Origin of the sequence: Sporosarcina sp. P25 (genome assembly GCF_002743235.1) — a bacterium.
In the GTDB taxonomy this organism is placed as follows: domain Bacteria; phylum Bacillota; class Bacilli; order Bacillales_A; family Planococcaceae; genus Sporosarcina; species Sporosarcina ureae_B.
The window spans coordinates 1-26,733 of the sequence record NZ_PDYV01000026.1; the positions used below are offsets into that span (position 1 = coordinate 1).

Sequence of the window (26,733 nt, forward strand, 5' to 3'; positions counted from 1 at the left end):
AACGCGTTTCCGCTCATAGTTTCGTGTAGGCGCTCATAGTTCATGCTGGATCGCTCTATCCCGCTGGCTAACCGCTCTATATTGCGTTGGATTCGCTCATACATTTGGCCTGAGCGCTCAAAGTCTCCTTACAACCGCTCATAGCCCCACCACGCCACACGTCATTCTGAGGTGGAGCAACAGCGCGAACGCGTTTCCGCTCATAGTTTCGTGTAGGTGCTCATAGTTCATGCCTGCCCGCTCTATCCCGCTGGCTAACCGCTCTATATTGCGTTGGATTCGCTCATACATTTGGCCTGAGCGCTCAAAGTCTCCTTACAACCGCTCATAGCCCCCACCACGCCACACGTCATAAAAACACAAAAACCGACCTCATATCGATGAGGCCGGTTTTTCATCTAATTATTTTACTGAGATAACTCTTGTGCATTGTAACCATCTTCAATAATGTCCAGCTTGCCGTTAGCAGGGTCGATTACAAGACCATGAACATTTACGTCGGTTGGGATGAGAGGGTGGTTGCGGATCGCGTCCACACTCTTTTTCACGCTCTCTGTCACATCACTGAAACCGTGCAACCATTTTTCCATATCGATACCGGAATACTTCAATGTTTTGAACATGTTCGGATCAACACCGCGCTCAATCATGTTTCCTATAATGTGATCCGTGTTGATCGAGCTCATGCCGCAATCATGATGCCCGATCACGTATATTTCATCTGCTTGTAATTCATAAACGGCAACTAATATACTTCGCATCAAACCGCCAAAAGGAGATGTGATAATAGCGCCAGCACTTTTAATGATTTTAGCATCGCCATTTTTTAAATTCATTGCTTTAGGAAGAAGCTCGATTAATCTTGTATCCATACACGTGAGGATGACAATCCGTTTATTCGGAAATTTCGTAGTGGAAAACTCTTCGTACTTTCTTTCTTCAACGAACGATTTGTTATAAATCATAATTTCGGATAATGATGTCATGGTTATAATCTCCTTCGCACTGTTTATAGTATGTAAAAGAAAAGAGTTGCCTTTGTCAGGCAACTCTAATCATGTAATCCATATCCATTGAGACTGGAATAGAAGCAAATTAGTTTCTGCCTTCTGGTTTCGGATCAATAGTAATGGAGTCGTTTGAATCCATTGATCCAGATAAGAAGTGCATCGTAAACAAGGATGCAAGTCCAAGAACAACCATGTAACCGATAACTGTTGTATACATTAAAGCCATTTGAAAGCCCCTCTTTCTGAAATGTATTATGATCTCTTATCCATTATACACGATTTTCAAGAAAATATTAAGAGCTATTGTAAACTTCGAATGAAAAGTGACGGATTTTAGAATGCCCAATTGCCATTACGGAAGACAGGCTCTACTGTTCCATCTTCAAGTATTCCATCAATATCCATCTTTTCAGATCCAATCATGAAATCGACGTGTGTCAAGCTTTGGTTTAATCCATTAGCTTGTAGTTGTTTGGAATCCATTTCTTTTCCACCATCTAGACAAAATGCGTAAGCACTCCCGATTGCCAAGTGATTTGAGGCATTTTCATCAAATAAAGTATTGTAGAATAAAACATTTGAATTGGAAATAGGTGAGTCATGCGGTACCAGTGCTACTTCACCAAGGAATTGGGAGCCTTCGTCGGTATCGACCAGTTGTTTCAGGATTTCTTCACCTTGATCAGCTGAAACGTTTGTGATTTTGCCGTCTTTAAATTGAATCGTGAAGCCCTCAATGATTGTTCCCGCATAGCTAAGTGGTTTAGTGCTGGTAACAGAGCCATTCACTCCAGTTTTTAACGGTGCTGTAAAGACTTCTTCGGTTGGCATATTCGCCATGAACTCATGCCCAGCTTGATTGACACTACCAGCTCCACACCATAAGTGCTTTTCCGGTAATTCTATTGTTAAGTCGGTGCCTGGAGCTGTATAATGAAGTTTACGGTAATGTTTACCATTCAAATAATCTACTTTTTCATGCAAATTTTCATTGTGCTTATTCCATGCTTGCACTGGATCTGGCTGATCAGCTCTTACAGCACGTAAAATAGCATTCCATAGAGCAGGTACTTGTTCTTCCGTAGGTAATTCAGGAAAAATTTTAGCTGCCCATGCAGTCGAAGGTGCAGCGATTACTGTCCAGCTAAATTTATCTGCCTGCATAGCTTGACGGAACTGGCTAAGAGCAGTGCTGGAGGCTTTCTGATTATCGCGTATTCTGCTAGATTCAATGCCGTTTAATAAGTCTGGGTCTTGCGATACGATGGACATGAAAGCAGCGCCTTTTTCAGCTAGCTGTTCACGTTCCATTTGTTTCCACGTAGGGAACTCAGAAAACGAATCCGCTGGTGCTTTTTCATAACGCAGACGTGTGACGATATCGTCGACCCAGTCTACGAATACTTGTCGTGCCCCTGCTTCATAAGCTTTTTCAACGATCAATCGAACAAATGAAGTAATTTCAGTAGAAGCGCTGATGAACAGATATTGATCTTGTTGAATATTTACACCTACCTTTACGGCTAAGTCGGCATAATTGGAAAGTTGGTCTTGAAATTGATTCATCATGACATCTCCTTTTTACGTATTGTGATAATTCTAACAAGTGAAGATCACAGTTCGCAACGATAAAGCAATCGAGATAGGATGAAATACTCTTAACTCCCTAAACAATAGTCGACGGTTTTCCCTAAACAACGTCATAAAATAACCGAAATAATAAGAAGAATGTAGTATTTGGAGGCTTTATATATGGATTTATCCACAATTGTAGGTTTAGTGTTAGGATTTGCAGCTCTCCTTATTGGGATGACGCTCAAAGGGGTAACGCCCGATGCGTTACTTAACCCGGCCGCTATCCTAATCATCATTGCAGGAACGATTGGTGCTGTTGTCATCGCATTTCCGCTAAATGAATTAAAGAAGGTACCTAAATTATTTAAAATTATTTTTACTCAGCAAAAGCTTGCGTCAGATGCAGAATTAATTCGTCTATTTTCTTCTTGGGCTGATATTGCGCGTAGAGAAGGATTACTTGCCTTGGAAGCAAAAACAGATGAAATTGATGATCCGTTTTTGAAAAATGGCTTGAGTTTGGCCATTGACGGTCAGAATGCCGATTATATTCGGGATGTATTAAGTGAAGAAGTTGAGGCGATGGAGGAACGTCACTCAGTTGGTGCACTCATTTTCTCTCAAGCCGGTACATATGCCCCTACACTAGGGGTTCTCGGAGCTGTTGTAGGATTGATTGCCGCACTAAAAGATATGAACAATATCGATGCGTTAGGACATGCGATTTCTGCTGCATTTATTGCGACATTGCTTGGGATTTTTACAGGATATGTTTTATGGCATCCGTTCTCTAATAAATTGGTGCGCAAGTCAAAAGAAGAAGTCCGCCAGAGGACAATGGTAATTGAAGGAATTCTTTCCGTATTGGAAGGGGAAGCGCCGCGTGTCATCGAACAGAAATTGGCATCTTATCTATCTGTAGAGGACCGAAAAAAGCTAGCTATGGATGGTGGCGAAGGAGCTGGTAAAGTTGGCGAAGAAGCGTAAGAAAAAGAAGCGCGAAATAGAACATATTAACGAATCTTGGCTATTACCTTACTCTGATCTATTGACATTATTACTAGCATTATTCATCGTGCTATTTGCTACGAGTTCGGTAGATGAGGGAAGATTTGCAGAAGTCTCTAAAGTATTCAGTGAAATATTTGAAAGTGGTAGTGGAATCATGAATGAGAGTGCGCCGACCACTACCCCTGTTCCAGACGACTCGGTAGGGGAGTTAGATGAAAACTCCTCCTATATGGAAGATCAGCAATCTTTGGGAGAAACGCAAGATGATTTGGACGAGTATATTGCCGTGAATGAACTAGAGAATCAGTTTGATACTAAAATGACGAATGAAGGCTTATTGCTCACGATTCGTGACAGCGTGCTGTTTAAATCAGGGAAGTCAACAATCAATCCTGAGTATAAAAGGTTGGCTAATGATATTTCTCGACTGCTGACACTTGATAGACCACGTCAGGTGGTCATCACGGGTCATACAGACGACATTCCCATCAATAACGCTCAATATTCATCCAACTGGGAATTAAGTGTTATGCGGGCTGTTGAGTTTTTGAAAATCATCGTCCAAGACAATGAAGTTGATCCGAATCTATTTAGCGCGAAAGGATACGGAGAATATAAGCCAATTGTTCCAAATGATACGGTAGAAAATCGCAGCAAAAACCGTAGAGTGGAAGTGCTCATTCAGCCACTTGTATTAAAAGATGGTACACCCGTCACAGCGCAATAAAAAGGCGACTCCACTTGGAGTCGCTTTTTTATTTGCGCATAGAACCGAGTTCTGAGGCAATTGCTTGCATTTCATTTGGCGTAATGTTTTCACGTTTCATGACCATTTCGTACATATAGTACAAATCATCATACTGTTCTGTACTGAAGTTTTCGGGTTTCATCGCATCGACATTTACCATGCGTAGTTTTTCTTTAATCTTTTCAATCATGTATGAGACATTCTCAGGTGATTTTGTAGACAAATCCATATGCGTACCGCCTTTCCTCTAATGAAAACTATCATTTCATGAAAGTAGTAAGCTGTCAACTGAACTACGAAGTGTTATTTGCGAGCTTCTTCACGTTCTTCGTCAATTCTCTTCTTAAAACGTCTTGTCTCCATAATGACAACACCGGACAAACCGAGCAATCCAATTAAGTTTGGAATCGCCATTAAGCCATTCAGTACATCCGCTAAAATCCATACCAGGTCAAGTGATGCAGTCGCGCCTACAAAAATGAATGCTACGAATATTATTCGATAGGCAAGAACAGCAGCGCGGTTAGGGAAGAGATATTGGAAACATTTTTCTCCATAATAACTCCAACCTAAAATGGTGGATGTAGCAAAGAACACAAGTCCAATTGATACTAAAATCGGCCCAATACCACCAAGGAAAGAGCCAAACGCTTCTGCTGTCAAAGAACCAGCATCAATTGATTTATCTTGCCACTTATTACTCATAACAATTGTGACACCCGTAATCGAACAGATGATTAACGTATCGAATAATACTTGCGTCATCGAAACGAGTGCCTGACGTCCAGGCATATCTGTACGTGCAGCAGCAGCTGCAATTGGCGCTGAACCGAGACCTGCTTCGTTAGAGAAGAGACCGCGTGCGACACCGAATCGTATTACTGTACCGATTGCCCCACCGGCAACAGCCTGGCCTGTGAATGCATCTGTGAAAATCAAACCGAATGCTGCTGGAACTTGTTCAATGTTCAATACCATAACGATTGCACCAGCAAAGAAATAGAATAATGCCATAATCGGTACGAAAAAAGCAGTTACTCGGCCGATTGATTTGATACCACCTAGAATTACAAGTGCACCGAATAATACCAATGCAATTCCTGTAATATAATGGGGCACTTCAAATGTGCTTTTCATTACGTCTGCTACAGCTTTAGCTTGTGTTCCGTTACCGATTCCGAACGCAGCCAGTGCGCCGAATAACGCAAATAGTACGCCTAGCCATTTTTGCTTCAGACCATGTTCAAGATAGTACATCGGTCCACCAGCCATTAAACCGTTTGAATCTTTGACACGGTACTTAACAGCCAAGATGGCCTCACTGTATTTTGTTGCCATACCGAAGAATCCAGCCAGCCACATCCAGAAAATCGCACCTGGCCCACCTGCAACAACAGCAGATGCAACTCCGACGATATTACCGACACCCACAGTCGCGGCCATCGCGGTCATGAGAGCCTGAAACTGTGAAATGTCTCCATCTGCTTTTTTATCATGCTTCCGTGAAAAAACTTGCTTCAGTGAATAGGGCAGTAATCTTAATTGAATGAATGTTAAACGTAATGTTAAATAAATTCCGGTACCAATTAATAAGATGAGCAACGGCGGTCCCCATATTAAATCGGACGCAGTTGTCAAGAAATTCTCGATCTTCTCCATTTCATCCCCCCAATTTCTCTGTGATGTTTGTATCTGTTCCCAAGATTACGAGAACCAACTCCTTTCAGTGAATTCTGTTATTAACATGTTATTGTTAATAATCTAAAAAATAGAACGATTCGTCAAGCCTTTTTTGAATAAACTTTTACAAAGATTGTTTGGTAAGTTGCAATAGGGGTATAATGAAGTGAAACGTAAACGTGTATAAGGAGGCGAAGTTGTATGAGTTCTAGTAAATTTGGAAGATATGTATTAGGCGGGGCACTACTTGGAGCAGCCGCGAGTATGCTGGATCGGGCAACTAGACAGCACACGATCACTACAGCAAGATCATCTTATGAAAAAGTATTATATTACAAAGAAAATCCGGATATTGTAAAAAATGAGTTCCAACAGAAAAAAGAAAAAGTTCAAACTCTTGTTGATCAAGTGAAAGGTGATGTAAATTACATCAAATCACAGGTCGATGAAATTAAGACGTTGACTCCACAAGTAAAAGAAATGTTTGCGGATACAAAAGAAGCAATCTCTGATTCCAAATCAGAGTATGAGCAAATCATCGTGGATGATTCCACAGCTGCATCTTCTGTCTCAACGGAAGATGCATCGTTGCCTCCGATGATCCAAAAAAAAAACATGATACCACTAGAGAAAAAATAACGGTAGAATCAGTAAATGAAAGGGGGACACATCAGTTGAATAGACAAAAAAGTGCCCCTTCTTCAGATGCTGAAAACCAAGGTGGGTCTCAAACTGAAAAAGTAAAAGAATTTATCAAAGATATAAAAGACGGAGAAGAAGAGGATTTCGATCCGACAACTACGAGCGGATTTTTCAAACAATTGATTATCCGAGTGAAAGAATTGGATATTTCAGCAACTGGTTCGCAGTTAGCCTTCTTTTTCCTATTGTCATTATTTCCTCTACTAATCTTTCTTTTTACATTACTGCCTTACTTGCAGTTAGACCAAAGCCAAATCTTTTTATTTATCCGCGAGTATGCGCCGGAAAGTACAGCTTCTCTAATTGAAGGAACACTTTCTGAAGTACTGGATAATAAAAGTGGGGGATTACTATCAGTCGGTATTCTGGCTACAATCTGGTCCGCGTCTAAAGGTATGAGTGCAGTAACGAAAGGTTTGAATGAAGCATATGAAGTTGAAGATGATCGAAACTTTTTCGTTTCAAAAGGATTGTCAATTGCGTTTACTATTATGTTAGTTATGACTGTAATCATCGCGCTAGTGCTACCGATATTTGGTCAACCAATTGGGAATTTGATCTTCACATTCTTAGGATTGGAAGAGACGTTCTTGACCGTATGGAATTTGATACGATTCCTCATTCCACCATTCCTGATCTTTGCAGTATTCTCTTTATTATATTGGCTAGTTCCAAGTGTAAAGTTGCATTTTAAAGGAGTACTTCCAGGTGCTATTTTTGCAACAATAGGATGGATTATTACGTCGCTAGGATTCTCGTTCTATATTAGCAATTTTGGAAGCTATGCGAATACGTATGGTAGTATCGCTGGTATTATCGTATTAATCATGTGGTTATATCTATCAGCTATCATTTTGTTACTTGGAGGTACAATCAACTCCGTCGTAAAAAACCGTCAAGAACGTAAAGAACAAACTATATAAATAAAAAGTGAAGAAAAGGGTTCCCTTTTCTTCACTTTTTATTTAATCTATTTTATTTAGCATTCGTAAACCGTTTAATATAACCAAAATCGTACTTCCTTCATGTCCAATGACACCGAGAGGCAAGTCGACTACTTGCATGAAGTTTGCGATTATGAGGATCGATATCACAGCTATCGAGAAGAATACGTTTTGTTTAACGATTCGTTGCATTTTTCTTGAAAGCTTAATAGCATACGATAAACGATTCAAGTCGTTTTGCATCAGGACAACATCAGCTGTCTCCAATGCTACATCTGTACCTTCACCCATCGCGATGCCCGAAGTTGCAGTAGCTAATGCAGGAGCGTCGTTGATCCCGTCTCCTACCATGCCAACCGTTCCATATTCTTTCAATAAATGCTTAAGTTGAATGACTTTCTCTTCGGGTAGACATTCTGCTACGTACGTATCGACACCTACTTCATTTGCAATTGCATGAGCGGTATTTTCATTGTCGCCAGTTAACATCACTGTACGAATTCCTAGAGATTGGAGTGATTTAATTGCGGAAATTGCTTCTTTGCGTAAGGTATCCTGTAAAGCAGCCAGCGCCACAATTCCTTGTTCATCTCTCATGAAAATGACAGTTTTACCTTCATTTGCAAGTGACACTGCCACATTATCTTGGAATTCCTCTACTAACTCTACTCCGACAAATTTCGGATTACCGATTAGAATGTCACCATTACTCGTCTCTGCTTTAATACCAAATCCAGGAATGTCTTCAATATGAAGATTACGTTCGGGTTCTACACCATGCTCTGTCGCGTAATTGATGATAGCTTTCGCCAACGGGTGATTGGATAGTGATTCTGCACCTGCAAATAAAGCAAGCGTCTCTTCCATGTCTGCACCTTCCCGAACGATGAAATCCATCACAATCGGTTTCCCCGTAGTCAAAGTACCTGTTTTATCAAAAGCGAATGCTTGCAATGTACTTAAGTGCTCTAAATGAACTCCACCTTTAAATAACACACCTTTTCTAGCGCCATTGGAAACAGCCGCTAATGTAGCAGGCATAATAGAAGCCATCAACGCACAAGGGGAAGCGACGACTAGTAAGACGATTGCACGGTAGAACGTTGTAGTCCAATCCCAGTTGAATAAGAAGTGAGGCAGGAACATCATGATTACAACTGCTGCCAGCACAATCTTCACATAAGATCCTTCAAAGCGCTCGATAAATTGTTGTGAAGGAGACTTTTCGCTTTGCGCGTTTTGTACCATCGTTATAATCTTTTGGAATAACGTCTCGGAACTAGGTTTCGTCATTGTCATACGAATCGCCCCGCTAATATTAACCGTTCCTGCAAATAACTCATCATTTTCCTGCTTTGTCACCGGAATAGACTCTCCGTTAATAGCTGACATATCAATTGAAGTAATTCCGCTTAATACTTTACCATCAACCGGAATACGTTCGCCTGGTTTAACGAGCAAAACAGAGCCGATCGATAGGGAGTCAGTAGATACTTTTTTCTCACTGCCATCTTCAAGAATTAACCACGCTTCTTCAGGCTGCATCTCCATCAGAGAAGATATTTCATTATGGCTTTTATTAAGTGTATAAGTCTCTAATGCACCGCTAATTGCAAAGATGAAAATCAGAATTGCACCTTCAGCCCAATATCCGATAATTCCTGAACCGATGGCCGCGAAAATCATTAGCATCTCGACGTTCAGTTCTTTATTTTTTATCGTTTCTTCAATACCTTCCTTGGCTTTAGCGTAACCACCAATTAGAAACGCTATGATATACAGCGTGACAGAAAAGGATTCTGTACCGTTTTTTCCTAAAATCCATGCAGCAAGAATGATAATTCCAGATAATATAGCCGCGATCAGTTCAAGACGTGCAGACCAGTCAATCGTCTGTTCAGGTTGTTCTTTTGCAAGTGTTGTCATGTATTCTCCTCCTAATTGATAATGATTTTCAATTTCAAAACTCTTATTAAAGCAGTAAAGTCGACTCTACAGTAGTAGAATCGACTTTTCGGGCGTTTAAATAGAATGAATATGAAGTTATAATAGTTATTATCTACAGTATATCATTTCTCAATAAGAAGTGTTACTTATTTGGCTAATTCATGCAAGATTTGTAGATGTTGTTGATAAATGAAGGGAAGTAGACCGGGTTAGTGCGAAATGATTGAAGCTCAGTTGCTAACGGGTTCGCCTGGAACGTAGCGTAATGATGCATCCTCTACCCAACAACTTATTCAGGCTAATCGATTCATTAAAAAAAGCAGCGAATGATAGTTCTCATTCGCTGCTTGCTTATTAGTTAAATACTTTTTCTTTGAACTGAGAGAGTTTTTCTAGAGATGACTTGTCGATGTCAGCATGCAGGCTGTTACCGTGAGAGTCCATCGTTACAACTGCAGTGAAGTCCTCTACGCGTAAATGCCATAACGCTTCAGGAATACCGAACTCCAGCAAGTCGACACCTTCAACCTCTTTAATACAGTCAGCATAATACTGTGCCGCGCCGCCGATCCCGTTCAAGTATACACCGCCGTGCTCTTTAAGAGCGGCAAGTGTTTTAGGTCCCATTCCGCCTTTGCCGATCACTGCGCGGATACCAAACTTCTTCATAATATCACCTTGGTACGGTTCTTCACGCATAGAAGTCGTCGGACCCGCAGCTTTGATCTCATACTTGCCTTCATCGTTCTTTAGAACAACCGGTCCACAATGATAGATGACTTGACCATTCAAATCAACTGGTGCGTCATTATCCATTAAGTGCTTATGAATCGCATCGCGACCTGTGTACATACGGCCTGAAATTTTTACAACGTCACCAACGTGAAGATCACGTACGTCTTCTTCCGAAATAGGTGCTTGCAAGTGTACAATACGTGCAGTGGATTTTGCTTCCTCAGCTGGCTGTTCGAATGCAATTTTCTCGCCTTCATTGTAGTGCCAATCCATGATTTCGCCAGTTTCTGCATTAATATTCACTGCCATACGGCGATATGCCCAGCAGTTATATGCTACAGATACATAGAAGCTTGCGGGAATACGGTGCATGACACCGATTTTACATCCTAGTAATGTTGCTTCTCCGCCGAAGCCCATCGTCCCGATTCCAAGAAGATTGGCTTTTTCTAATACATAATCTTCTAATTTTGCAAGTTCAGGAATTGGATTAACATCTGTTACATCGCGGAAAAGTTGTTCTTTCGCCAGATCATATCCAGATGAACGATCGCCACCAATTCCGACACCGATAAATCCAGCAGAACAACCTTGTCCTTGGGCTTGATAAACCGAGTGAAGGATGCATTTGCGAATACCGTCCAAATCGCGTCCTGCGCGGCCAAGACCTTCCAATTCAGTAGGGAGGCTATATTGGATGTTTTTGTTTTCACAACCGCCACCCTTTAAGATTAACTTTACTTCTATATAATCTTTTTCCCATTGTTCAAACTTGACAACCGGTAGGCCGATTCCTAAGTTATTGCCGCTATTATCGCCAGTCAATGAATCTACAGCGTTCGGACGTAGCTTTCCTTTTTCCGTAGCTAGCTCCAAAGAGCGTACAATTGCCGCTTTGATTTCCAATTGGTTTACCCCGATTGGCGTTTTGATCTTAAATGTAGGAAGGCCGGTATCCTGACAAATTGGAGATAGTTTATCATCTGCCATATTAATATTATTTGCAATCGTATCCAAACTCATTGCAGCGCTTGTTCCTTTATTCTCCTTTTCCTTCGCAGAAAGAATTGCGCGTCGGACGTCTTTTGGCAAGTTTGTGGATGTTTCGCAAACCAGTTCATAAATACTTTTTTCAAGTGTCTCTATGTACATTTCAAAATCCCCCGTTAGTATATGTTATTTTTTTGAATTATCCATCTGTTCTTCTAATTCATCGAGTAACATGATCAGACGATCTATATCCTGGAGCTCCGTGTGCTCAGGTTCAATTGCTTCCAATGTTTCAATGAATTGATTGAATCGATTTTTTAGTTCAACGACTTGTTCATTACTTTGTGATTTATCCATACGTACACCTCTTTCTATCATTGATATCGTATACGAAAACACTATCTTTTTCAATCTGATTTTGTTGTGCGTACTGTAAATGAAGAAATAATAAATAAAATATTAAAATATTACAACAAAATACTTTACAATTAACAGAATAGTTGGTATAGTAAGTTTAATAAAAAGAAAAGGAGGTCGTAGTTATAGAGACGAATCGAATCCTAGACACATAACAACGAAGGAGGGGATCCGTAACAATCCAACATCGGTGAATACGTTGGATAACTACGAATGTGAACATGCAAACTGAAGATGTATCAAATAATTAGAGACCTTATCTGTCGGTAGTGAACATACAGATAAGGTCTCTTATTTATTGTGTAATCGCATTTCCTTTCTCATATTCCTTCACTAACTGATCAAGTGAGTGGAATTCATAGCCTTGTTTCTTGGCATCACGAATGAAATCGGGGAGTGCTTCTGCATTATCTGATGCTACGGTATGCATCAGAATGACGGCGCCTGGATGTAATTGATTCATCAATTCATTATAGGCATACGCTTTTCCTTTTCGTTGATCCCGATGCCAGTCAATGAATGCAACGGACCAGAAAATATGTCTGTACCCTAGTTCATTTCCTTTTTGCAACAATTTCGCATTAAATGTCCCTTCGGGTGGCCTGGCGTAGATGGTTCTCTTTAGACCGGTAGTAGCATATACAATTTCATCTAGTCTCTTCCACTCGTCTTCCATCTGTTGTTCTGTTATATTCGCCATGTTTGGGTGGTCATATGAATGATTTCCGATACCATGGCCATCTTTCACCATACGTTTTACTAAATCACTGGCGCTTTTTACATAATGCCCAGTCAAGAAAAATGTGGCGGGGGCTTTCTCTTTTTTCAACGTGTCTAAAATGCTTTCAGTATAGCCGTTCTCATATCCGTTATCAAATGTTAGATAGACGACTTTTTTATCTTCTTTCCCTTTATAGATTGCACCGTAATCATCAAGCAATTTATCCAGTTCTGCTCCGGCGGAAGGGGGAACACCTTCAGTTGCTTTCTTGAAACCCCAATGAAAAGCTTCAGCTTGAACAGTGAAGGGATTCATCACAACTCCAACAATGAGTAAGCAAGATGCCAGTAAAATTCCTGACAAATGATGAGTCATTAAGCGTCACTCCTTTTTACTAAGCATGTGCCAAACCGCTTTTTGTATGTAATGAAAGAGAAAAAATGTTTGTCAAAACGTAAAAACGTCTTAACAAACATTTAAAGTTATTTTAATAAGTTTTCAAGCGCCGGTCGTAATGAAGGGTAAGCAAATGTAAATCCGTTAGCCAACAACTTTTTCGGTACTACATGCTGTCCTTGCAGAACGACAATACTTTTTTCTCCCAAGGCAACTTTCATTGCAAAACTTGGAACTGGGAACCAATGTGGACGATGCAATACTTTTCCGATAGTCTTTCCGAAAGCATTCATATGCATTGGACTCGGCGCTACTACGTTAACAGGACCTTCCACATTATCATTCTTTATTGAGAATAGGATTGCATTGGCTACGTCTTCAACGTGGACCCAGGAGAACCATTGATTGCCCGAACCTATTTTACCACCGGCAAATAGTTGATAAGGCAGCTTAATAAGTGGAAGCGCTCCGCCTTCTTTACCGAGCACAATACCAAAGCGAGTATATACAGTTCGTACACCCATTTCATTTGCTTGTCCCGCAAGATCTTCCCAATCATGTACGGTTTTGGCTAGAAAATCATCGCCGACTACAGTGGAATCTTCGGTATATTGAGCGGTAAATGACGTGGGATAAATACCGATTGCACTTGCATTCACTAGGACACGTGGTTTCTCAGGAAGACTTCGTATAATGCGTAACACTTCTTGTGTAGCAGTTATTCTGCTATCGTAAATTTGCTTTTTTCGTTCTTCAGACCAACGACTATCATCTATGGACACGCCGGCTAAATTGACGAATGCATCTACTTGCCCGATTTCATTCTCAGGTGAAGCATAATCCGTCAACCATTGAACATATTGAACTCCATTATGCTTTGATGAAGGCTTACGCGTTAAGATTACTACTTCATGACCGTTTTCCTTCAACTTCTCAGTTAAGACGCTACCAATGAAACCGGTGCCTCCCGTAATAACCACTTTCACAATGCATTCCCTCCATTCTTTTGAAAATTAATACACTATTGCTGACCACCACCACAAGAAGCGGTATACTAAGATAAAGTAGGTGATGGAAACGTGCCGCTTATTACCAAAATATCACAACAAAAACGAGATAGCGAACGTTATAATATTTTTCTTGATGATCAATATGCATTCAGTGTCCATGAAACAGTCTTGGTGAAATTTGAACTCACGAAAGGGATGGAATTGGATGATTGGTCTAAGGACGAAATTGTTTATTCCGACCAAATTGAAAAGGCATTTAATCGTGCATTGCATTTTTTATCATTCCGAATGCGGAGTGAAATGGAAGTGAAAAAGAAATTGCTTGAAAAAGAATATGGAGAAGCAGTGGTTCTGGAAGCAATCGTGAAGTTAAAACGACTCGGCTTTTTAAATGATGAAGCATTTTCAGAAGCTCTTGTACGTACAGAGAAGAATAGTACGTTAAAAGGTCCGAGAGCTATTCAGCAATCTCTCTATAAGAAAGGTATACCCAAAGAACTGCAAACTCAAGCATTGGAGGAATATACAATGGAAGATCAAATGGCTAATGCTATGAAGCTGGCTGAAAAGACGATGCGATCGAATAGTTCACAACCGCCGGCACAAGTTAAGCAAAAAATACAAAATACATTAGCTAGAAAAGGTTTTTCTTATCAGCAAATTTCGGAAGTTCTCAGCAATTTGACCATCGAACGTGATGAAGAAGAATGGTCTGACATTACGTCTGCATTTGGGGAAAAGGCATGGAGACGATACCAAAGCAAATACTCAGGATCCGACCTTAGACAACGCGTGAAGCAATCGATGTATCAAAAAGGCATTCCACTTAGTCAAATCGACCAATTTATTGAACAGAAAAGGAATGAAGAAGATGGATACTGAAAAACATTATAGTGATATGAATGAAAACGAACTGCGTAGTGAAGTCGCTAATCTAATGGAGAAAGCACGTAAAGCCGAACAGATGGGAATGATCAGTGAATATGCAGTTCACCAAAGAAAAGCGACTCTCGTACAGTCATACCTTGTAGATCCGGCTACTATTAAGCCAGGCGAGATGTACCGTATTGAAGGAGATGATGGGGTCTTCTTTCAAGTAGACTACCTAAAAGGATTATTCGCGTGGGGTTATCGCTTAGGCGGTGAAAAAGCTGAAGAAGCATTGCCGCTAGCTATGTTGAAAAATGTAAAAAGCGGAAAATAAACAAAAAAGAGCGCTCGTGCAATATGCACGAACGTTCTTTAGTTATTTGGGGCAAAATTAAGTTTTTTACGAAGTTTTTCTTCTGAGAAGATCCATCCTGTATAAGAATTGACGACCTCTAAGTCTTCATTGACATGCGCGACTGCAACGAATGGGTAGTAACCCTTGCTTCGATAACGCAAATCAATTAAACGGACTTCATAAATATGTCCTTTTTCCGAAATCGACCAACGATAAAGGGGCGAAAATGAAGTGAAAGCTTGCATGTTCGGATCTTCTAGTGCCACTTCAACTTGAGGTGACATCGGCATCACTTCGCGCTCAAATCGTTCGTAAATTGTAATGGAACGTCCGTATGCTCGTCCTACAAAATGATCAACATCTGTCGTGGCGGCAATTCGCCATTGGAAGAAGTTCATTGTAGGTGCAGTAAATATATGAGTCGCGTTAGGAATCGTTTTCTTCACTGCATTCTTCACTGCGCTCTTCACTGCGAAGCGCAATAGGTAATAGAAGAAGATGACGACATATAATGTGGACATTGTAAAGACCGGATCTGCGCCAAACACCCACGCCATGATTGCTATTACATGGAGCCCAAATATAATGGGGTCAAATGTATTAATGACTCCTATGGCCACCCACTTTTGTGAAAATGGTCGAAGGGCTTGTGTACCATATGAGTTGAAAATATCGACAAATACATGTATAAACACCGCTAAAAATGTCCACGCCCAGACGTGAAAGAAAATAGACCCGGGCACAATGAAGGTCAACAATATGGAAATCAGTAACGGCCATAGCATTACAGCTGGAACTGAATGCGTAATACCGCGGTGATTACGTAAATAGACAGCATTGTTTCGAAGTTTCAATACCGTATCTATATCGGGAATTAGTGAACCGACCATAATCCCCGCAAAAACGGCGCCCATTGTGGCAGGTTCAGTTGCTACGACTGAATCGACAAGAGCCAATCCACTGATCGCAACACCCATAGCAATATGTGTACCTGTATCCAAATCATCACTCCTTTATCGGAAGAGTTGTATACTACTTATAATTATATACCCTTTATTATCATAACTAAAAGTATTTACACGCAGAAACGAGGTCCATATGCAAATCATTGAACAAAAGAAGGCATTTCAAGATGCGTTATTAACTTGGTATGAAGCTGAAAAGCGAGACTTACCGTGGAGAAGAACTGACAATCCATACTATATTTGGATTTCGGAAGTTATGTTACAACAAACACGAGTAGATACGGTGATACCGTACTATGAGCGTTTTATTAAAAGGTTTCCGACGATGCAAGATCTTTCGGATGCACCAGAAGAAGATATCTTGAAAATGTGGGAAGGACTGGGGTATTACTCCAGAGTACGGAATCTGCAGTCAGGTGTGAGAGAAGTTGTCGAAACATATGGCGGTAAGGTCCCTAATAACCGAAAAGAAATTTCCACATTAAGAGGAGTTGGCCCCTACACGGCAGGTGCTATCTTAAGTATTGCCTACGGAGTACCGGAACATGCAGTAGACGGTAATGTTATGCGGGTATTGTCAAGAATCTTATTAATTGAAGAAGATATCGCTTTGCCGCGTAATAAAAAGTTATTTGAACAAGCTGTGATGGAATTAATTTCGGAAGAGAATCCATCTTCTTTCAACCAAGCGCTTATGGAACTGGGTGCAACAATATGTACACCGAATCCACATTGCTTATTATGCCCGGTTAGAGAATTTTGTATCGCCTTTGAAGAAGGAAAACAAAAGCAATTGCCAATTAAGATAAAAAAGCAGAAAATGAAGCATATTACGCTGGCTGCCTTCGCGATTCAAAATGAAGACGGCAAATGGCTGTTGCAAAAACGTCCAAGCACTGGGCTGCTCGCCGGTCTTTGGGAATTTCCGATGATCGAACTTCAAGAAACTTCTGCAGTGGAAGCATTTGCAAAAGAAATTGGATTGAAACTCAAAAATCTTCAAGAGTTGCCGCATGTCAATCATGTGTTTTCTCATATCACATGGAATATTCATGTATATCGTGCACAACTGGAAGAGTCACATCCAGAAGGTAATTTGCAGTTCTTCACTAAACAGGAAGTTGAGTCGCTGCCAAAGTCAAAACCTGTCTTGAAAATTATCGAATTGCTGGAATGGTAAAACTTTAAAACCTACCGTGAATAAAATCCTGACTTATGGGACATCATAGTGAGTACGGAGGTGAATAAAACATGCCAAACCAATCAAAACGCAATTCACAGCAAGACCCATCTATGACAGATGCGAACCAAGTGAAGAAACAGAATGCGCAACAATCGATGAATGAAGAGTTCGCTTCCGAGACGGACGTCAATCAAGTTCGTCAGCAAAACGCGCAATCCGCAATGAACATGCAGTCTTCTTCATCCGCGATGCAGTCCTCTATGAACGAGGAGTTCGGATCTGAAACAGATGTCAATCAAGTGAAGCAACAAATCAACAAAGCAGAAGCAAACAAACAAAAAGCTTCAGGAGCACGTGCGAACCAATATAAAGGTTCAAACTAAGCGTGGACATCACCGACCGGTAGAAAAGGCTATTATAAGCCATTTCTACCGGTTTTCTTGTGTGAAAAACCATGCTGTGGACCTACTAAATTTAATCAATTACGAAATAGATGGTTGAATCGTTTTAAATTTAGGAAAGCTGTTGGTATAATAGACAGATAGCAAGAGCGGCAAGGCTCAAAGGTGGTATAAAAAATGGCGATTCCAAAAGAAGGAGAAACTGTACAGATACACAGCTACAAACATAACGGCAAAATTCACCGTGTCTGGCAAGAGACACTCGTATTGAAAGGCACACGCAATATTATCATTGGAGGCAATGAACGCACGCTCGTGACAGAGTCAGATGGTCGCACTTGGCTGACACGTGAACCATCCATCTGCTATTTTCACGCGGAAAATTGGTTTAACATCATTTGTATGCTACGTGAAGATGGTGTCTACTATTATGTCAACATGAGTTCGCCATTCGTTTACGATGAAAAGTACTTGAAGTATATCGATTATGACTTAGATGTAAAAGTGTTTCCTGATATGAGCTATTTGATTCTCGATGAAGACGAATATGCAGATCATAAGCGCCAAATGAACTATCCGGAAGTAATCGATTTAATCTTGCAGGATAACTTAAAAAAGCTACTTGGCTGGATCAAACAAAGGAAAGGTCCATTTGCTCCCGACTTCATTGATGTCTGGACTTCACGGTATGGATTTTATAAGCAAATTCAAGAAGAACAAAGCTAGACCTGCTTGCATTCGTGCAAGTCAGGTTTTTTTAGTAGGAGGAACAGAATGGGCGAGAGTATTAAACGTTATCTTCAATTCGTAAAGCCTTATAATTGGCAAATTGTCTTCACTGTTCTCATTGGTGTTGTAAAGTTTGCTATTCCGCTATTTTTACCTTTATTAATTAAAATTGTGATTGATGATATCATCGGTTCGCCGACGTTAAGTGATTCCGATAAAACACAGCAATTATTTTATTGGCTAGGTGGCACGATCATTGTGTTCTTCTTAATCCGTCCACCCGTGGAATACTACCGTCAATACTACGCACAATTAGTAAGTAATAAAATTTTGTTCGATATCCGCAAATCACTTTATGCTCATTTGCAAAAGCTTGGCCTGCGCTTCTATTCCAATACGCGTGCAGGTGAAGTAATCTCGCGAGTTATAAATGATGTAGAGCAGACAAAAAACTTCGTCATGATTGGTTTGATGAATGTCTGGCTTGATTTGGCTACCATTATTATTGCAATTGCTATCATGTTGACTTTGGATGTGGAGCTGACACTCGTTACATTGCTCGCATTTCCGTTTTATGCGTTCAGTGTCAAGCATTTCTTCGGTAAATTGCGTCAACTGACACGCAAGCGATCGCAAGCACTTGCCGATGTACAAAGTTATTTGCATGAGCGTGTGGCGGGCGTCAGTATTATTAAAAGTTTTGCAATCGAAGACAAAGAGCAGGAACGTTTTGATGAAGTGAACAATAAATTCCTGGACCGAGCAATTGAGCATACACGCTGGAATGCCAAAGCGTTTGCGGTTGTCAATACGATTACCGATGTAGCGCCATTACTCGTTATTGGCTATGCCGGCTATCAAGTAATCAATGGATCATTAACAGTCGGAACGATGGTTGCTTTTATCGCTTTCATAGAAAGGTTGTACTCGCCGTTACGCCGTCTTGTTAACTCATCCACTTCATTGACGCAATCATTTGCTTCAATGGACAGAGTACTGGACTTAATGAATGAAAAGTATGACGTGATCGATAAAGAGAATGCAAAAGTTTTACCATCGATTGCTGGGGAGATCGAGTTTGATAGTGTCAGCTTTGCATATGAAGAGGATGAAGTACTGACAAATATTAGCTTGAACATCCGCCCTGGCGAAACAGTTGCACTGGTTGGTATGAGTGGTGGTGGGAAATCAACGATCATCAGTTTAATCCCGCGATTTTACGATGTTACGTCTGGCGCTATTCGCATTGACGGCCATGATATCCGTGATGTAAAAGTTAAATCGCTTCGTGACCAGATCGGTATGGTACTTCAAGATTCTATTCTGTTTAGCGATTCTGTCAAAAGTAATATTTTGATGGGAAAACCGGATGCCACAGATGAAGAAGTTATTGCTGCAGCAAAAGCCGCAAATGCACATGATTTTATAGAGACATTGAGTGAAGGATATGATACAAGGGTAGGAGAGCGTGGAGTAAAGTTGTCTGGTGGACAGAAGCAACGTATCTCCATTGCGCGCGTTTTCTTGAAAAATCCGGCATTGCTCATCTTGGATGAAGCAACATCGGCCTTGGATTTGGAAAGCGAAGCGCTCATCCAGGATTCATTGGAACGCTTGGCGCACGATCGCACTACACTAATAGTTGCTCATCGATTATCTACAATTACGCATGCCGATTGTATTTATGTAATAGATCAAGGGGAATTAAAGGAATCTGGTACTCATTTAGAGTTGATGAAACTAAACGGCACCTACGCTGGTTTGTTCAATCGCCAAGAACTTGTGGGATAAGAAGGGCAATTCGAAGGATCAGTGTGAGTTTGTAACGGCAATCCAAACCGTTTGGTCAAGTAACTTCCACTGTTTATTCAAACTATTTATATAAGCAAAAACGGCAGAAGACGTTAAAAGTCTTCTGCCGTTTTATTAATAGAATTCATCTTCTAAAATATTCTCTTCATCTTCATATCGAGTTTGATAAGAAGTGATCAGCGTATCTAGATGCTCCAGCTGTTCTTCGTAATTCAGAATAGCTGAAAGGACATGAAGTAAGTGATAGGAAGAAAACTCCTCTTCTTCACTAGTTATCGCAATTTCCTTCACGAAAATATTCATAACTTCTTGTCGTTGAATAAACTCACTATGGGTTTCATCTTCGTCGAAATCCGCCTTTAGTTTACCGACGAATTTCAGATGAAGCTGTTCATGATAGACGAGTAATGATTCTAGACGCTCTTGAATCATCATTCGGAAATGCTCTGGGAGATTGATGAGTTCATTTTCAAACTTATGCAGCCTTTTTAAGACGTCATAACTACTCCTAGTTGTACCGATCAATTGGCGATAGACAACAAGCCGTCTCGCTTTTGCGGCAGAAGTTTTTTTGAAATAGCTGCGCTCTTCTTTAAATAATAAGTACAGCTGATCAATTTGTATCAGACGTTCTTTTAACTTACTCAACGATTTCTTCATAGCTGTGTGTTCAGAGGCTTGACGACCAGCTAGACGCGTCCAACGAATAATTTCATCCTGTGCCTGATGAATCGCCTGAAACAGTTTCGTTTCATATTTCGGCGGCATAAATACTAGATTCACAATGAATGCTGCTAGTACACCTACCAAAATTGTACCTACACGAAGAAGGGCAAATGTTAAGAAGGCATCATCTTTTACCTCCATCACCGCAATCATCGTAACAAGTGCGAGTGACATAGACTTTTCGAGTCCAAGTTTCAACATAATAGTCATAACGATGACAGCTGCCAAACCGACAATTATTAATTGAGGTCCGAAGATGAGTGTGAATAAGACTGCTATAGTGGCACCGATTAAATTACCTTGCAATTGTTCAACTATTGTTAAGTACGATCTGTAAATAGAGGGTTGGATTGCGAATATAGCTGCAATACCCGCGAACACTGCTGTAGGTAATTCTAGTAAATTTGCGAGAAACAGAGCAAATACAATCGCAATACCCGTCTTAAAGACGCGGGCACCAAGTTTCATTGGGTAATTCCTTTCCTAAAAGCTCTTTTATGCTTACTTTACAATATACGCATAATACGGTCAATTGTTCTAATTTAAAGTGTTTTAAATGCACGATCTACTGCTTCCAGTGTTTCGTTTATATCTGATTCTGTATGAGCAGAAGTTAAGAACCACGCCTCATACTTAGATGGCGCCAAGTTGATGCCGTTTTTTAGCATTTCTTTAAAGAACCGTCCAAAGATTTCACCGTCTGTCGCTTCAGCTTGCTTGTAGTTTTCCACTTTGACGTCTGTGAAAAACAAAGTAAGTGCGCCTCCTAGACGATTGATCGTCAATTGAACACGGTGTTTTTGAGCCGATTTTAAAATGCCGTCTTCAAGTAAACCACCTAAGCGATCCATCTCATCATAGATACCTGGTTCTTGAAGCACTTCGAGGCAAGCAATTCCTGAAAGCATAGTGGCAGGATTTCCAGCCATTGTTCCAGCTTGATAAGCAGGGCCGAGTGGAGCAACTTGTTCCATGATTTCTTTTTTACCGCCGTAAGCACCGATTGGCAAGCCGCCACCGATAATTTTTCCGAAAGCTGTTAAATCGGGTTGGAGTCCAAGTAACGTCTGTGCCGCGCCATAATGAAAACGGAATGCTGTAATGACCTCGTCGTAGACAGTCAAAACACCTCGTTCTTTAGCTAAATCATGAACAAGTTCCAAGAAACCTTCATTCGGCTCGACGATTCCAAAGTTCCCGACAATCGGTTCGATTAGAATACAAGCCAGTTCATCCCCCCATTGTTCCATTGCTGCTTTATAGCTTTCGGGATCATTGAACGGAATGGTAATGACCTCTTTCGCGATAGAAGAAGGGACGCCTGCAGAATCTGGTGTTCCTAATGTAGCGGGACCTGATCCAGCAGCTACTAATACTAGATCCGAGTGACCGTGATAGCAACCTGCGAATTTCATGATCTTCGTACGTCCAGTATATGCTCTTGCTACACGAATTGTTGTCATGACAGCTTCTGTACCAGAATTAACGAAGCGGACTTTGTCCATTCCTGGAATAGCTTCTTTTAACATTTTGGCAAATTGTACTTCGTGACGTGTAGGTGTACCGTACAGTACGCCTGTTTCCGCTGCCTTCGTAATTGCTTTTGTAATGTGTGGGTGCGCGTGTCCTGTAATGATTGGACCGTATGCTCCCAAGTAGTCAATATAACGATTGCCATCTACATCATAGAAATAAGCGCCTTCTGCACGTTCCATGACAGTAGGTGCACCTCCGCCAACAGCTCCGTAAGCTCGAGCTGGGCTGTTAACACCGCCCACAATATGTTCACATGCTTCTGCGTAGATCGCTTCTGAATTTTTTCGGTTCATTAGTTAATTCCTCCAAATCAATTATACGTTATCCATTTTACCATTAATCGGAGTGAAGTCTCTACTTTCAGAGTGGAGTATAGGTAAATTGTAAAATTCAAATACTTCCGATACGATAAGTAGGGAGAGACCGAAGTATGCTATTCGTTTTTTATAAAAGGAGGATTCTCAATGGAAAAATTAGAAGGAAAACAAGCACCGGCATTTTCGTTAGCAAATGAAAATGGCGAAATGGTTTCATTAAATCAATTTAAAGGGAAAAATTATGTAGTGTTGTATTTTTATCCGAAAGACTCAACACCTGGTTGTACGACAGAGGCTTGTGATTTTCGTGATGCGCAAGCGGATTTTGAAGGGTTGAATGCGGTAGTGCTAGGTGTCAGTCCTGATCATGCAACTTCTCATCAAAAGTTTATCGAGAAGCACGGCTTGCCATTTTCTTTACTTGTAGATGAAGATCATGCGGTAGCTGAACAGTATGGAGTGTGGAAGCTAAAGAAGAACTTCGGTAAAGAGTATATGGGAATAGAGCGATCTACATTCTTGATTGATCCAACGGGTACAGTAGTAAAAGAATGGCGAAAAGTTCGTGTGAAAGGTCATGTAGAAGATGCATTGGCGACACTTGAGCAACTGACGAACTAGGAGGTGGACATATGAAGATTTTATTCACTTTTAAGATCAAAACTTCATTTAAAGAGCAATTAAAAGAGAAGTATCCTACTGTTGAATTCATGTATACAACGAATATTAATGAAGTCTCATTAAAAGATATAGAAGTACTCGTGACAGATGGTGGGGATTTGAAATCAGAACACGTTACTAAAGCTACTGAACTGAAGTGGGTGATGGTTGCGGCTGTAGGAGTCGATACATTGCCGATCGAAGAACTTCAGGCGCGGGATGTGCTAGTCACGAATTCGCATGGGGTTCATAAAATGCCATTAGCTGAATCTGTACTGGCTCATTTGTTATCCCTTGAAAGGGGATTGCCGGGCATCTACAAAAGAGAGACTGAGAAAAAGTGGGAGCTAGACTCTTTACCTGGCGAAGTGAATCACTCGACTGCTTTAATAGTAGGAACGGGAGCGATTGGTGGAGAAATTGGAAGGCTGTTGCAGGCATTTCATGTACACACAATTGGATGTAACCGTTCGGGGCATTCAAGTCCTTATATGGATGAAACGATTTCTTTAGATCACATTCTCGAAAAGCTTCCTCAAGTCGATTATGTGATTTCCATATTGCCAAGCACTCCTCAAACACGGTGGATTTATCAACCAGAGCATTTTCGCGCAATGAAAGAGACGGCCGTTTTTATGAATGTGGGCAGGGGAGACGCAGTAAAAGAGCAGTATGTGTTGGACGCGTTAAAACAAAATGAAATCCGTCATGCAGTCCTTGATGTCTTTGAAACAGAGCCGTTACCTAAAGATAGCCCATTTTGGGAATTGCCGAACTGTACGGTATCTCCGCATATGTCCAGTCTTTCTGATCAATACATTAAACGTTCTTTAGATATTATGGATGCCAACCTTGAGAAATGGGTGGCGGGAGATCCAGATCTGATCAACCAAGTAGATCTGGCAAGAGGTTATTAATATTGCGTTATCAGCAGAAAAGTTGACATTACACCCCAAAGTTGAGTAAACTAATTATAATGATTATAAAGAAGTAATCCTTATGAAGTGAGGTGCATTACGATGCCTGGAGTGTTCTTAAAAGATGCGTTAGTGACATTGAAAGAAAGTGGTGTGAGAATTACTCCGCAACGACATGCGATTCTCGAGTATTTAATCACATCCCATTCACATCCAACTGCTGATGAAATCTATAAAGCGCTAGAAGAAGATTTTCCTAATATGAGTGTGGCGACAGTTTATAACAACTTGCGTGTATTCCAAAACTCCGGATTAGTGAAAGAGTTGACGTATGGAGATGCATCAAGTCGTTTTGATTTCGTGACACATGATCATTACCATATTATTTGTGACGATTGTGGAAAGATCGTAGATTTCCATCATCCTGGTCTGGAAGAAGTAGAACGTCTTGCAGCGCATGTAACAGGATTCCAAGTAAATTCACATCGACTAGAAGTGTATGGAACTTGTCCTGACTGCGCAGCAACGCAGCAAAGCCGAGCAAAATAAAAGAGTGTAGCCCATTGGGGTTACACTCTTTTATTTTGTATTAATTTTCTTGCTTCCCTTTTTTATTATACGCGATGTCGAATTCTTTACCTTCAAGATTTGGATCGAGTGTTAATGGCTCGCGGCAATGTCCGCACATATCAACGCGTCCAAGCACTTTAGTATGCTTACCGCAATTCGGACATTGTACTCGTATAGCTCGTGTTGATAAGGTGCCAATCCATGCGTACACCACTGTACTACCGATAATTGCAAGCATTCCCAAGAACATAAAAATCAGCATGACAACTTCATTGGAACGGAAAAAGATTCCGATGTACATAATGACAACCCCAATGAAAATAAGTGCCAAGGCAAATGATCGGATTCGATTTATTTTATTTTTGTAAGGCTTCATCTTAAGTTTCCTCCTAACGCTATCCTCACCTAATATATCATATTATTATTTAATTGCAGTATAAACTCCCTTTAAAATAAAGGATTTTATGTGAAATTCGTCGAAATAGAGTATTCGAGACGATCTATAGAAAACTGGGAGGCGAGAAAGTGGAACAAATGCTACGGCCAGTGTACCAAGAGAGAGCCAGTTTACCTGAAACATTAAGTGTGCTCCTCATTGGCAATCAAAGAGAAGACGACCCGATCACTGACACCTTTGATGAAATCTTATTTATTATTACCTCAAACAATGAAATACCCATTCAGACCAAACATTATACAGATGGCAGACGTAAAGCAGCTATGCACATCATTAGCGAACGACAATTAACGCATTGGTTACTCGTTGGAACAAACAAGAAAATCATTGATTGGCTCATCCTTGGAAAGGTATTCTTTGACCGCGATGAATATGCGGAACGGCTAAAAAGACGTTTATCCGAAGAGCCGTTGTTTGGTAGGGGTATTAAAATGGGAATGGAAATGGCTAAAATGATTCGCGCTTATAATGAAGGGAAAATTCATTTTGAAAGAAAACAGCATATGGATTCCTATTTATACGCGATCAATACATTGCATCACCTAGCTAGGTTCGTTGCCGTTAAACGTAACGTCTTACCTGAAAATACCGTCTGGGCACAAATGAAGAAAATAGATCCTGCTGTTTTTAAGTTGTATGAAGAATTGATTGGCAGTGAAGAGGAACTAGAGAAGCGCTTGGATTTAGTGTTCTTGGCAAGTGAGTTCTTCATCCATAACTATACAAATGAAGCAGCTGTACATTTGTTGGATATTATGAGTGAAAAGGAATCATGGACCGTTCAGCAATTGCATGAACAGGACGAGCTATCGTTATATTCCTCGGATTTAGAGTTCTTTATCGAATATTTAGTTGATAAGCATCTAATTGAAATTACGCAAGTGCCTTCTAAAAATGAGTTGCTATTTCATAGAGAGTACCGTATTATAAGAGCTCGGTAGCTGTCGTAGAGCGATTCTACGATCGCTCTATAACTTTTATTGAAATAGTTGTTGACTTATTCTTTGGCATCATGTTATTATAGTAAATGTCGCTTGGGAGAAACGTTCTAACAACGCGCACAACACATTCGAAAAAAGAATTTTAAAAAAGACTTGACGAATGAGAGCAAGATGAGTTATATTAGAGAAGTTGCTTTTGCAAGAAGCATAAAGCGAAAAACACGAACCTTGAAAACTGAACAGCAAAACGTTAACGAAATACAGTTTGTGCATCTAACGATGACATAAACAAAATGAGTATCTTAATTGATGCCAGCAAATGAAACTCGAGCTAATCGATTTTTCATCTACTGGGTGTCGAGTTGTAGTGAAGTGCTAGGAAGTGATCGAGTGAAGAAGGGAGCGTAC

At 40.6% G+C, this 26,733-nt stretch carries 28 protein-coding genes; 14 read left to right on the plus strand and 14 right to left on the minus strand.

The genetic code is table 11. The annotated features are described in order from the left end of the window. Window positions 1-407: 407 nt before the first annotated feature. The 3 genes from CSV70_RS15150 to CSV70_RS15155 form a co-directional block, all read right to left on the minus strand. Window positions 408-986: a beta-class carbonic anhydrase gene (locus tag CSV70_RS15150; RefSeq protein WP_099629496.1), complete on the minus strand. Its 579-nt coding sequence runs from the start codon at window positions 984-986 to the stop codon at window positions 408-410. Between the two features lie 109 nt (window positions 987-1,095). Beyond that, window positions 1,096-1,236, minus strand: a complete 141-nt coding sequence (locus CSV70_RS16635; RefSeq protein WP_169535197.1) for a hypothetical protein — start codon at window positions 1,234-1,236, stop codon at window positions 1,096-1,098. A gap of 107 nt (window positions 1,237-1,343) precedes the next feature. Next, the gene (locus CSV70_RS15155) at window positions 1,344-2,576 is read right to left on the minus strand and encodes an aminopeptidase (protein ID WP_099629497.1); all 1,233 of its coding nucleotides are present in this window, start codon (window positions 2,574-2,576) and stop codon (window positions 1,344-1,346) included. A gap of 186 nt (window positions 2,577-2,762) precedes the next feature. On the opposite strand from CSV70_RS15155, the gene motA reads away from it, so the two are divergent. Both motA and motB read left to right on the plus strand, forming a co-directional pair. Further along, on the plus strand, window positions 2,763-3,572 hold the full coding sequence (gene motA / locus CSV70_RS15160) for a flagellar motor stator protein MotA (RefSeq protein WP_085131647.1): 810 nt from the start codon (window positions 2,763-2,765) through the stop codon (window positions 3,570-3,572). Further along, window positions 3,556-4,323 carry a flagellar motor protein MotB gene (gene motB, locus CSV70_RS15165; protein ID WP_085131646.1) on the plus strand — a complete coding sequence of 256 codons (768 nt, stop codon included), beginning with the start codon at window positions 3,556-3,558 and terminating at the stop codon, window positions 4,321-4,323. Before motA ends, motB begins: the two co-directional genes overlap by 17 nt. A 28-nt stretch (window positions 4,324-4,351) precedes the next feature. Here the strand turns inward: motB and CSV70_RS15170 are convergent, their stop codons facing one another. Together CSV70_RS15170 and CSV70_RS15175 are read right to left on the minus strand one after the other, a co-directional pair. Then, window positions 4,352-4,573 (minus strand): DUF1128 domain-containing protein, encoded by a 222-nt coding sequence (locus tag CSV70_RS15170; RefSeq protein WP_085131645.1) that lies wholly within the window; start codon window positions 4,571-4,573, stop codon window positions 4,352-4,354. 74 nt (window positions 4,574-4,647) lie between these two features. After that, the gene (locus CSV70_RS15175) at window positions 4,648-6,003 is read right to left on the minus strand and encodes an alanine/glycine:cation symporter family protein (protein WP_085131644.1); all 1,356 of its coding nucleotides are present in this window, start codon (window positions 6,001-6,003) and stop codon (window positions 4,648-4,650) included. Window positions 6,004-6,225: 222 nt separating this feature from the next. Here CSV70_RS15175 and CSV70_RS15180 point away from each other — a divergent pair, with 222 nt between their 5' ends. Both CSV70_RS15180 and CSV70_RS15185 read left to right on the plus strand, forming a co-directional pair. Then, entirely contained in the window at window positions 6,226-6,663 is a 438-nt protein-coding gene (locus CSV70_RS15180; RefSeq protein WP_085131643.1) for a hypothetical protein, read from the plus strand. 35 nt (window positions 6,664-6,698) lie between these two features. Continuing rightward, window positions 6,699-7,649 (plus strand): YihY/virulence factor BrkB family protein, encoded by a 951-nt coding sequence (locus tag CSV70_RS15185; RefSeq protein WP_085131642.1) that lies wholly within the window; start codon window positions 6,699-6,701, stop codon window positions 7,647-7,649. 42 nt (window positions 7,650-7,691) lie between these two features. Here CSV70_RS15185 and CSV70_RS15190 read toward each other — a convergent pair whose 3' ends face one another. From CSV70_RS15190 to CSV70_RS15210, 5 genes are all read right to left on the minus strand, one after another. Beyond that, on the minus strand, window positions 7,692-9,596 hold the full coding sequence (locus CSV70_RS15190; protein ID WP_085131641.1) for a heavy metal translocating P-type ATPase: 1,905 nt from the start codon (window positions 9,594-9,596) through the stop codon (window positions 7,692-7,694). A 375-nt stretch (window positions 9,597-9,971) separates the two neighbouring features. Continuing rightward, window positions 9,972-11,504, minus strand: a complete 1,533-nt coding sequence (locus tag CSV70_RS15195) for a fumarate hydratase (RefSeq protein WP_085131640.1) — start codon at window positions 11,502-11,504, stop codon at window positions 9,972-9,974. Window positions 11,505-11,528: 24 nt separating this feature from the next. After that, a complete protein-coding gene (locus CSV70_RS16640) occupies window positions 11,529-11,699 on the minus strand; it encodes an SE1561 family protein (protein ID WP_099627989.1) in 171 nt (56 codons plus the stop codon). A 355-nt stretch (window positions 11,700-12,054) separates the two neighbouring features. Then, window positions 12,055-12,855: a polysaccharide deacetylase family protein gene (locus CSV70_RS15205; RefSeq protein ID WP_085131639.1), complete on the minus strand. Its 801-nt coding sequence runs from the start codon at window positions 12,853-12,855 to the stop codon at window positions 12,055-12,057. 107 nt (window positions 12,856-12,962) lie between these two features. Further along, complete coding sequence (locus CSV70_RS15210; protein ID WP_099629498.1) at window positions 12,963-13,862, minus strand: TIGR01777 family oxidoreductase; 900 nt, start codon at window positions 13,860-13,862, stop codon at window positions 12,963-12,965. Between the two features lie 93 nt (window positions 13,863-13,955). Here CSV70_RS15210 and recX point away from each other — a divergent pair, with 93 nt between their 5' ends. Next, window positions 13,956-14,768 carry a recombination regulator RecX gene (recX, locus tag CSV70_RS15215; RefSeq protein WP_099627991.1) on the plus strand — a complete coding sequence of 271 codons (813 nt, stop codon included), beginning with the start codon at window positions 13,956-13,958 and terminating at the stop codon, window positions 14,766-14,768. Next, entirely contained in the window at window positions 14,758-15,090 is a 333-nt protein-coding gene (locus CSV70_RS15220) for a YfhH family protein (protein WP_085131636.1), read from the plus strand. Before recX ends, CSV70_RS15220 begins: the two co-directional genes overlap by 11 nt. A gap of 38 nt (window positions 15,091-15,128) precedes the next feature. On the opposite strand, the gene CSV70_RS15225 is transcribed toward CSV70_RS15220, so the two are convergent. Then, a complete protein-coding gene (locus tag CSV70_RS15225; RefSeq protein ID WP_099629499.1) occupies window positions 15,129-16,112 on the minus strand; it encodes a metal-dependent hydrolase in 984 nt (327 codons plus the stop codon). 97 nt (window positions 16,113-16,209) lie between these two features. Here CSV70_RS15225 and mutY point away from each other — a divergent pair, with 97 nt between their 5' ends. From mutY to CSV70_RS15245, 4 genes are all read left to right on the plus strand, one after another. Beyond that, the gene (mutY, locus tag CSV70_RS15230; RefSeq protein ID WP_099629500.1) at window positions 16,210-17,256 is read left to right on the plus strand and encodes an A/G-specific adenine glycosylase; all 1,047 of its coding nucleotides are present in this window, start codon (window positions 16,210-16,212) and stop codon (window positions 17,254-17,256) included. 71 nt (window positions 17,257-17,327) lie between these two features. Beyond that, window positions 17,328-17,642 carry a gamma-type small acid-soluble spore protein gene (locus tag CSV70_RS15235; RefSeq protein ID WP_085131633.1) on the plus strand — a complete coding sequence of 105 codons (315 nt, stop codon included), beginning with the start codon at window positions 17,328-17,330 and terminating at the stop codon, window positions 17,640-17,642. A 195-nt stretch (window positions 17,643-17,837) separates the two neighbouring features. Next, entirely contained in the window at window positions 17,838-18,386 is a 549-nt protein-coding gene (gene ntdP, locus CSV70_RS15240) for a nucleoside tri-diphosphate phosphatase (protein ID WP_085131632.1), read from the plus strand. 48 nt (window positions 18,387-18,434) lie between these two features. Beyond that, a complete protein-coding gene (locus CSV70_RS15245) occupies window positions 18,435-20,180 on the plus strand; it encodes an ABC transporter ATP-binding protein (RefSeq protein WP_085131631.1) in 1,746 nt (581 codons plus the stop codon). Between the two features lie 135 nt (window positions 20,181-20,315). Here the strand turns inward: CSV70_RS15245 and CSV70_RS15250 are convergent, their stop codons facing one another. Then, window positions 20,316-21,395, minus strand: a complete 1,080-nt coding sequence (locus CSV70_RS15250; RefSeq protein WP_085131630.1) for an FUSC family protein — start codon at window positions 21,393-21,395, stop codon at window positions 20,316-20,318. 74 nt (window positions 21,396-21,469) lie between these two features. Next, a complete protein-coding gene (locus CSV70_RS15255; RefSeq protein WP_099629501.1) occupies window positions 21,470-22,756 on the minus strand; it encodes a glutamate-1-semialdehyde 2,1-aminomutase in 1,287 nt (428 codons plus the stop codon). A gap of 171 nt (window positions 22,757-22,927) precedes the next feature. Here CSV70_RS15255 and bcp point away from each other — a divergent pair, with 171 nt between their 5' ends. From bcp to perR, 3 genes are all read left to right on the plus strand, one after another. Continuing rightward, window positions 22,928-23,401, plus strand: a complete 474-nt coding sequence (gene bcp / locus CSV70_RS15260) for a thioredoxin-dependent thiol peroxidase (protein ID WP_099627994.1) — start codon at window positions 22,928-22,930, stop codon at window positions 23,399-23,401. 11 nt (window positions 23,402-23,412) lie between these two features. After that, window positions 23,413-24,357 (plus strand): D-2-hydroxyacid dehydrogenase, encoded by a 945-nt coding sequence (locus tag CSV70_RS15265; protein WP_099629502.1) that lies wholly within the window; start codon window positions 23,413-23,415, stop codon window positions 24,355-24,357. Between the two features lie 102 nt (window positions 24,358-24,459). Beyond that, window positions 24,460-24,906, plus strand: a complete 447-nt coding sequence (gene perR, locus CSV70_RS15270; protein ID WP_099627996.1) for a peroxide-responsive transcriptional repressor PerR — start codon at window positions 24,460-24,462, stop codon at window positions 24,904-24,906. 40 nt (window positions 24,907-24,946) lie between these two features. Here perR and CSV70_RS15275 read toward each other — a convergent pair whose 3' ends face one another. Further along, window positions 24,947-25,303 (minus strand): YgzB family protein, encoded by a 357-nt coding sequence (locus tag CSV70_RS15275; protein ID WP_085131625.1) that lies wholly within the window; start codon window positions 25,301-25,303, stop codon window positions 24,947-24,949. A gap of 158 nt (window positions 25,304-25,461) precedes the next feature. Here CSV70_RS15275 and CSV70_RS15280 point away from each other — a divergent pair, with 158 nt between their 5' ends. Next, the gene (locus tag CSV70_RS15280; protein ID WP_369822370.1) at window positions 25,462-26,325 is read left to right on the plus strand and encodes a nucleotidyltransferase-like protein; all 864 of its coding nucleotides are present in this window, start codon (window positions 25,462-25,464) and stop codon (window positions 26,323-26,325) included. Window positions 26,326-26,733 lie beyond the last annotated feature (408 nt).

Bases quoted from the DNA above. Each gene is read 5' to 3' on its own strand.
- CSV70_RS15150 (WP_099629496.1), bottom strand. From the start codon at position 986: ATGACATCATTATCCGAAATTATGATTTATAACAAATCGTTCGTTGAA.
- CSV70_RS16635 (WP_169535197.1), bottom strand. From the start codon at position 1,236: ATGGCTTTAATGTATACAACAGTTATCGGTTACATGGTTGTTCTTGGA.
- CSV70_RS15155 (WP_099629497.1), bottom strand. From the start codon at position 2,576: ATGAATCAATTTCAAGACCAACTTTCCAATTATGCCGACTTAGCCGTA.
- motA (WP_085131647.1), top strand. From the start codon at position 2,763: ATGGATTTATCCACAATTGTAGGTTTAGTGTTAGGATTTGCAGCTCTC.
- CSV70_RS15170 (WP_085131645.1), bottom strand. From the start codon at position 4,573: ATGGATTTGTCTACAAAATCACCTGAGAATGTCTCATACATGATTGAA.
- CSV70_RS15175 (WP_085131644.1), bottom strand. From the start codon at position 6,003: ATGGAGAAGATCGAGAATTTCTTGACAACTGCGTCCGATTTAATATGG.
- CSV70_RS15180 (WP_085131643.1), top strand. From the start codon at position 6,226: ATGAGTTCTAGTAAATTTGGAAGATATGTATTAGGCGGGGCACTACTT.
- CSV70_RS15190 (WP_085131641.1), bottom strand. From the start codon at position 9,596: ATGACAACACTTGCAAAAGAACAACCTGAACAGACGATTGACTGGTCT.
- CSV70_RS15195 (WP_085131640.1), bottom strand. From the start codon at position 11,504: ATGTACATAGAGACACTTGAAAAAAGTATTTATGAACTGGTTTGCGAA.
- CSV70_RS16640 (WP_099627989.1), bottom strand. From the start codon at position 11,699: ATGGATAAATCACAAAGTAATGAACAAGTCGTTGAACTAAAAAATCGA.
- CSV70_RS15205 (WP_085131639.1), bottom strand. From the start codon at position 12,855: ATGACTCATCATTTGTCAGGAATTTTACTGGCATCTTGCTTACTCATT.
- CSV70_RS15220 (WP_085131636.1), top strand. From the start codon at position 14,758: ATGGATACTGAAAAACATTATAGTGATATGAATGAAAACGAACTGCGT.
- mutY (WP_099629500.1), top strand. From the start codon at position 16,210: ATGCAAATCATTGAACAAAAGAAGGCATTTCAAGATGCGTTATTAACT.
- CSV70_RS15235 (WP_085131633.1), top strand. From the start codon at position 17,328: ATGCCAAACCAATCAAAACGCAATTCACAGCAAGACCCATCTATGACA.
- ntdP (WP_085131632.1), top strand. From the start codon at position 17,838: ATGGCGATTCCAAAAGAAGGAGAAACTGTACAGATACACAGCTACAAA.
- CSV70_RS15245 (WP_085131631.1), top strand. From the start codon at position 18,435: ATGGGCGAGAGTATTAAACGTTATCTTCAATTCGTAAAGCCTTATAAT.
- CSV70_RS15250 (WP_085131630.1), bottom strand. From the start codon at position 21,395: ATGAAACTTGGTGCCCGCGTCTTTAAGACGGGTATTGCGATTGTATTT.
- CSV70_RS15255 (WP_099629501.1), bottom strand. From the start codon at position 22,756: ATGAACCGAAAAAATTCAGAAGCGATCTACGCAGAAGCATGTGAACAT.
- bcp (WP_099627994.1), top strand. From the start codon at position 22,928: ATGGAAAAATTAGAAGGAAAACAAGCACCGGCATTTTCGTTAGCAAAT.
- CSV70_RS15265 (WP_099629502.1), top strand. From the start codon at position 23,413: ATGAAGATTTTATTCACTTTTAAGATCAAAACTTCATTTAAAGAGCAA.
- perR (WP_099627996.1), top strand. From the start codon at position 24,460: ATGCCTGGAGTGTTCTTAAAAGATGCGTTAGTGACATTGAAAGAAAGT.
- CSV70_RS15275 (WP_085131625.1), bottom strand. From the start codon at position 25,303: ATGAAGCCTTACAAAAATAAAATAAATCGAATCCGATCATTTGCCTTG.
- CSV70_RS15280 (WP_369822370.1), top strand. From the start codon at position 25,462: ATGCTACGGCCAGTGTACCAAGAGAGAGCCAGTTTACCTGAAACATTA.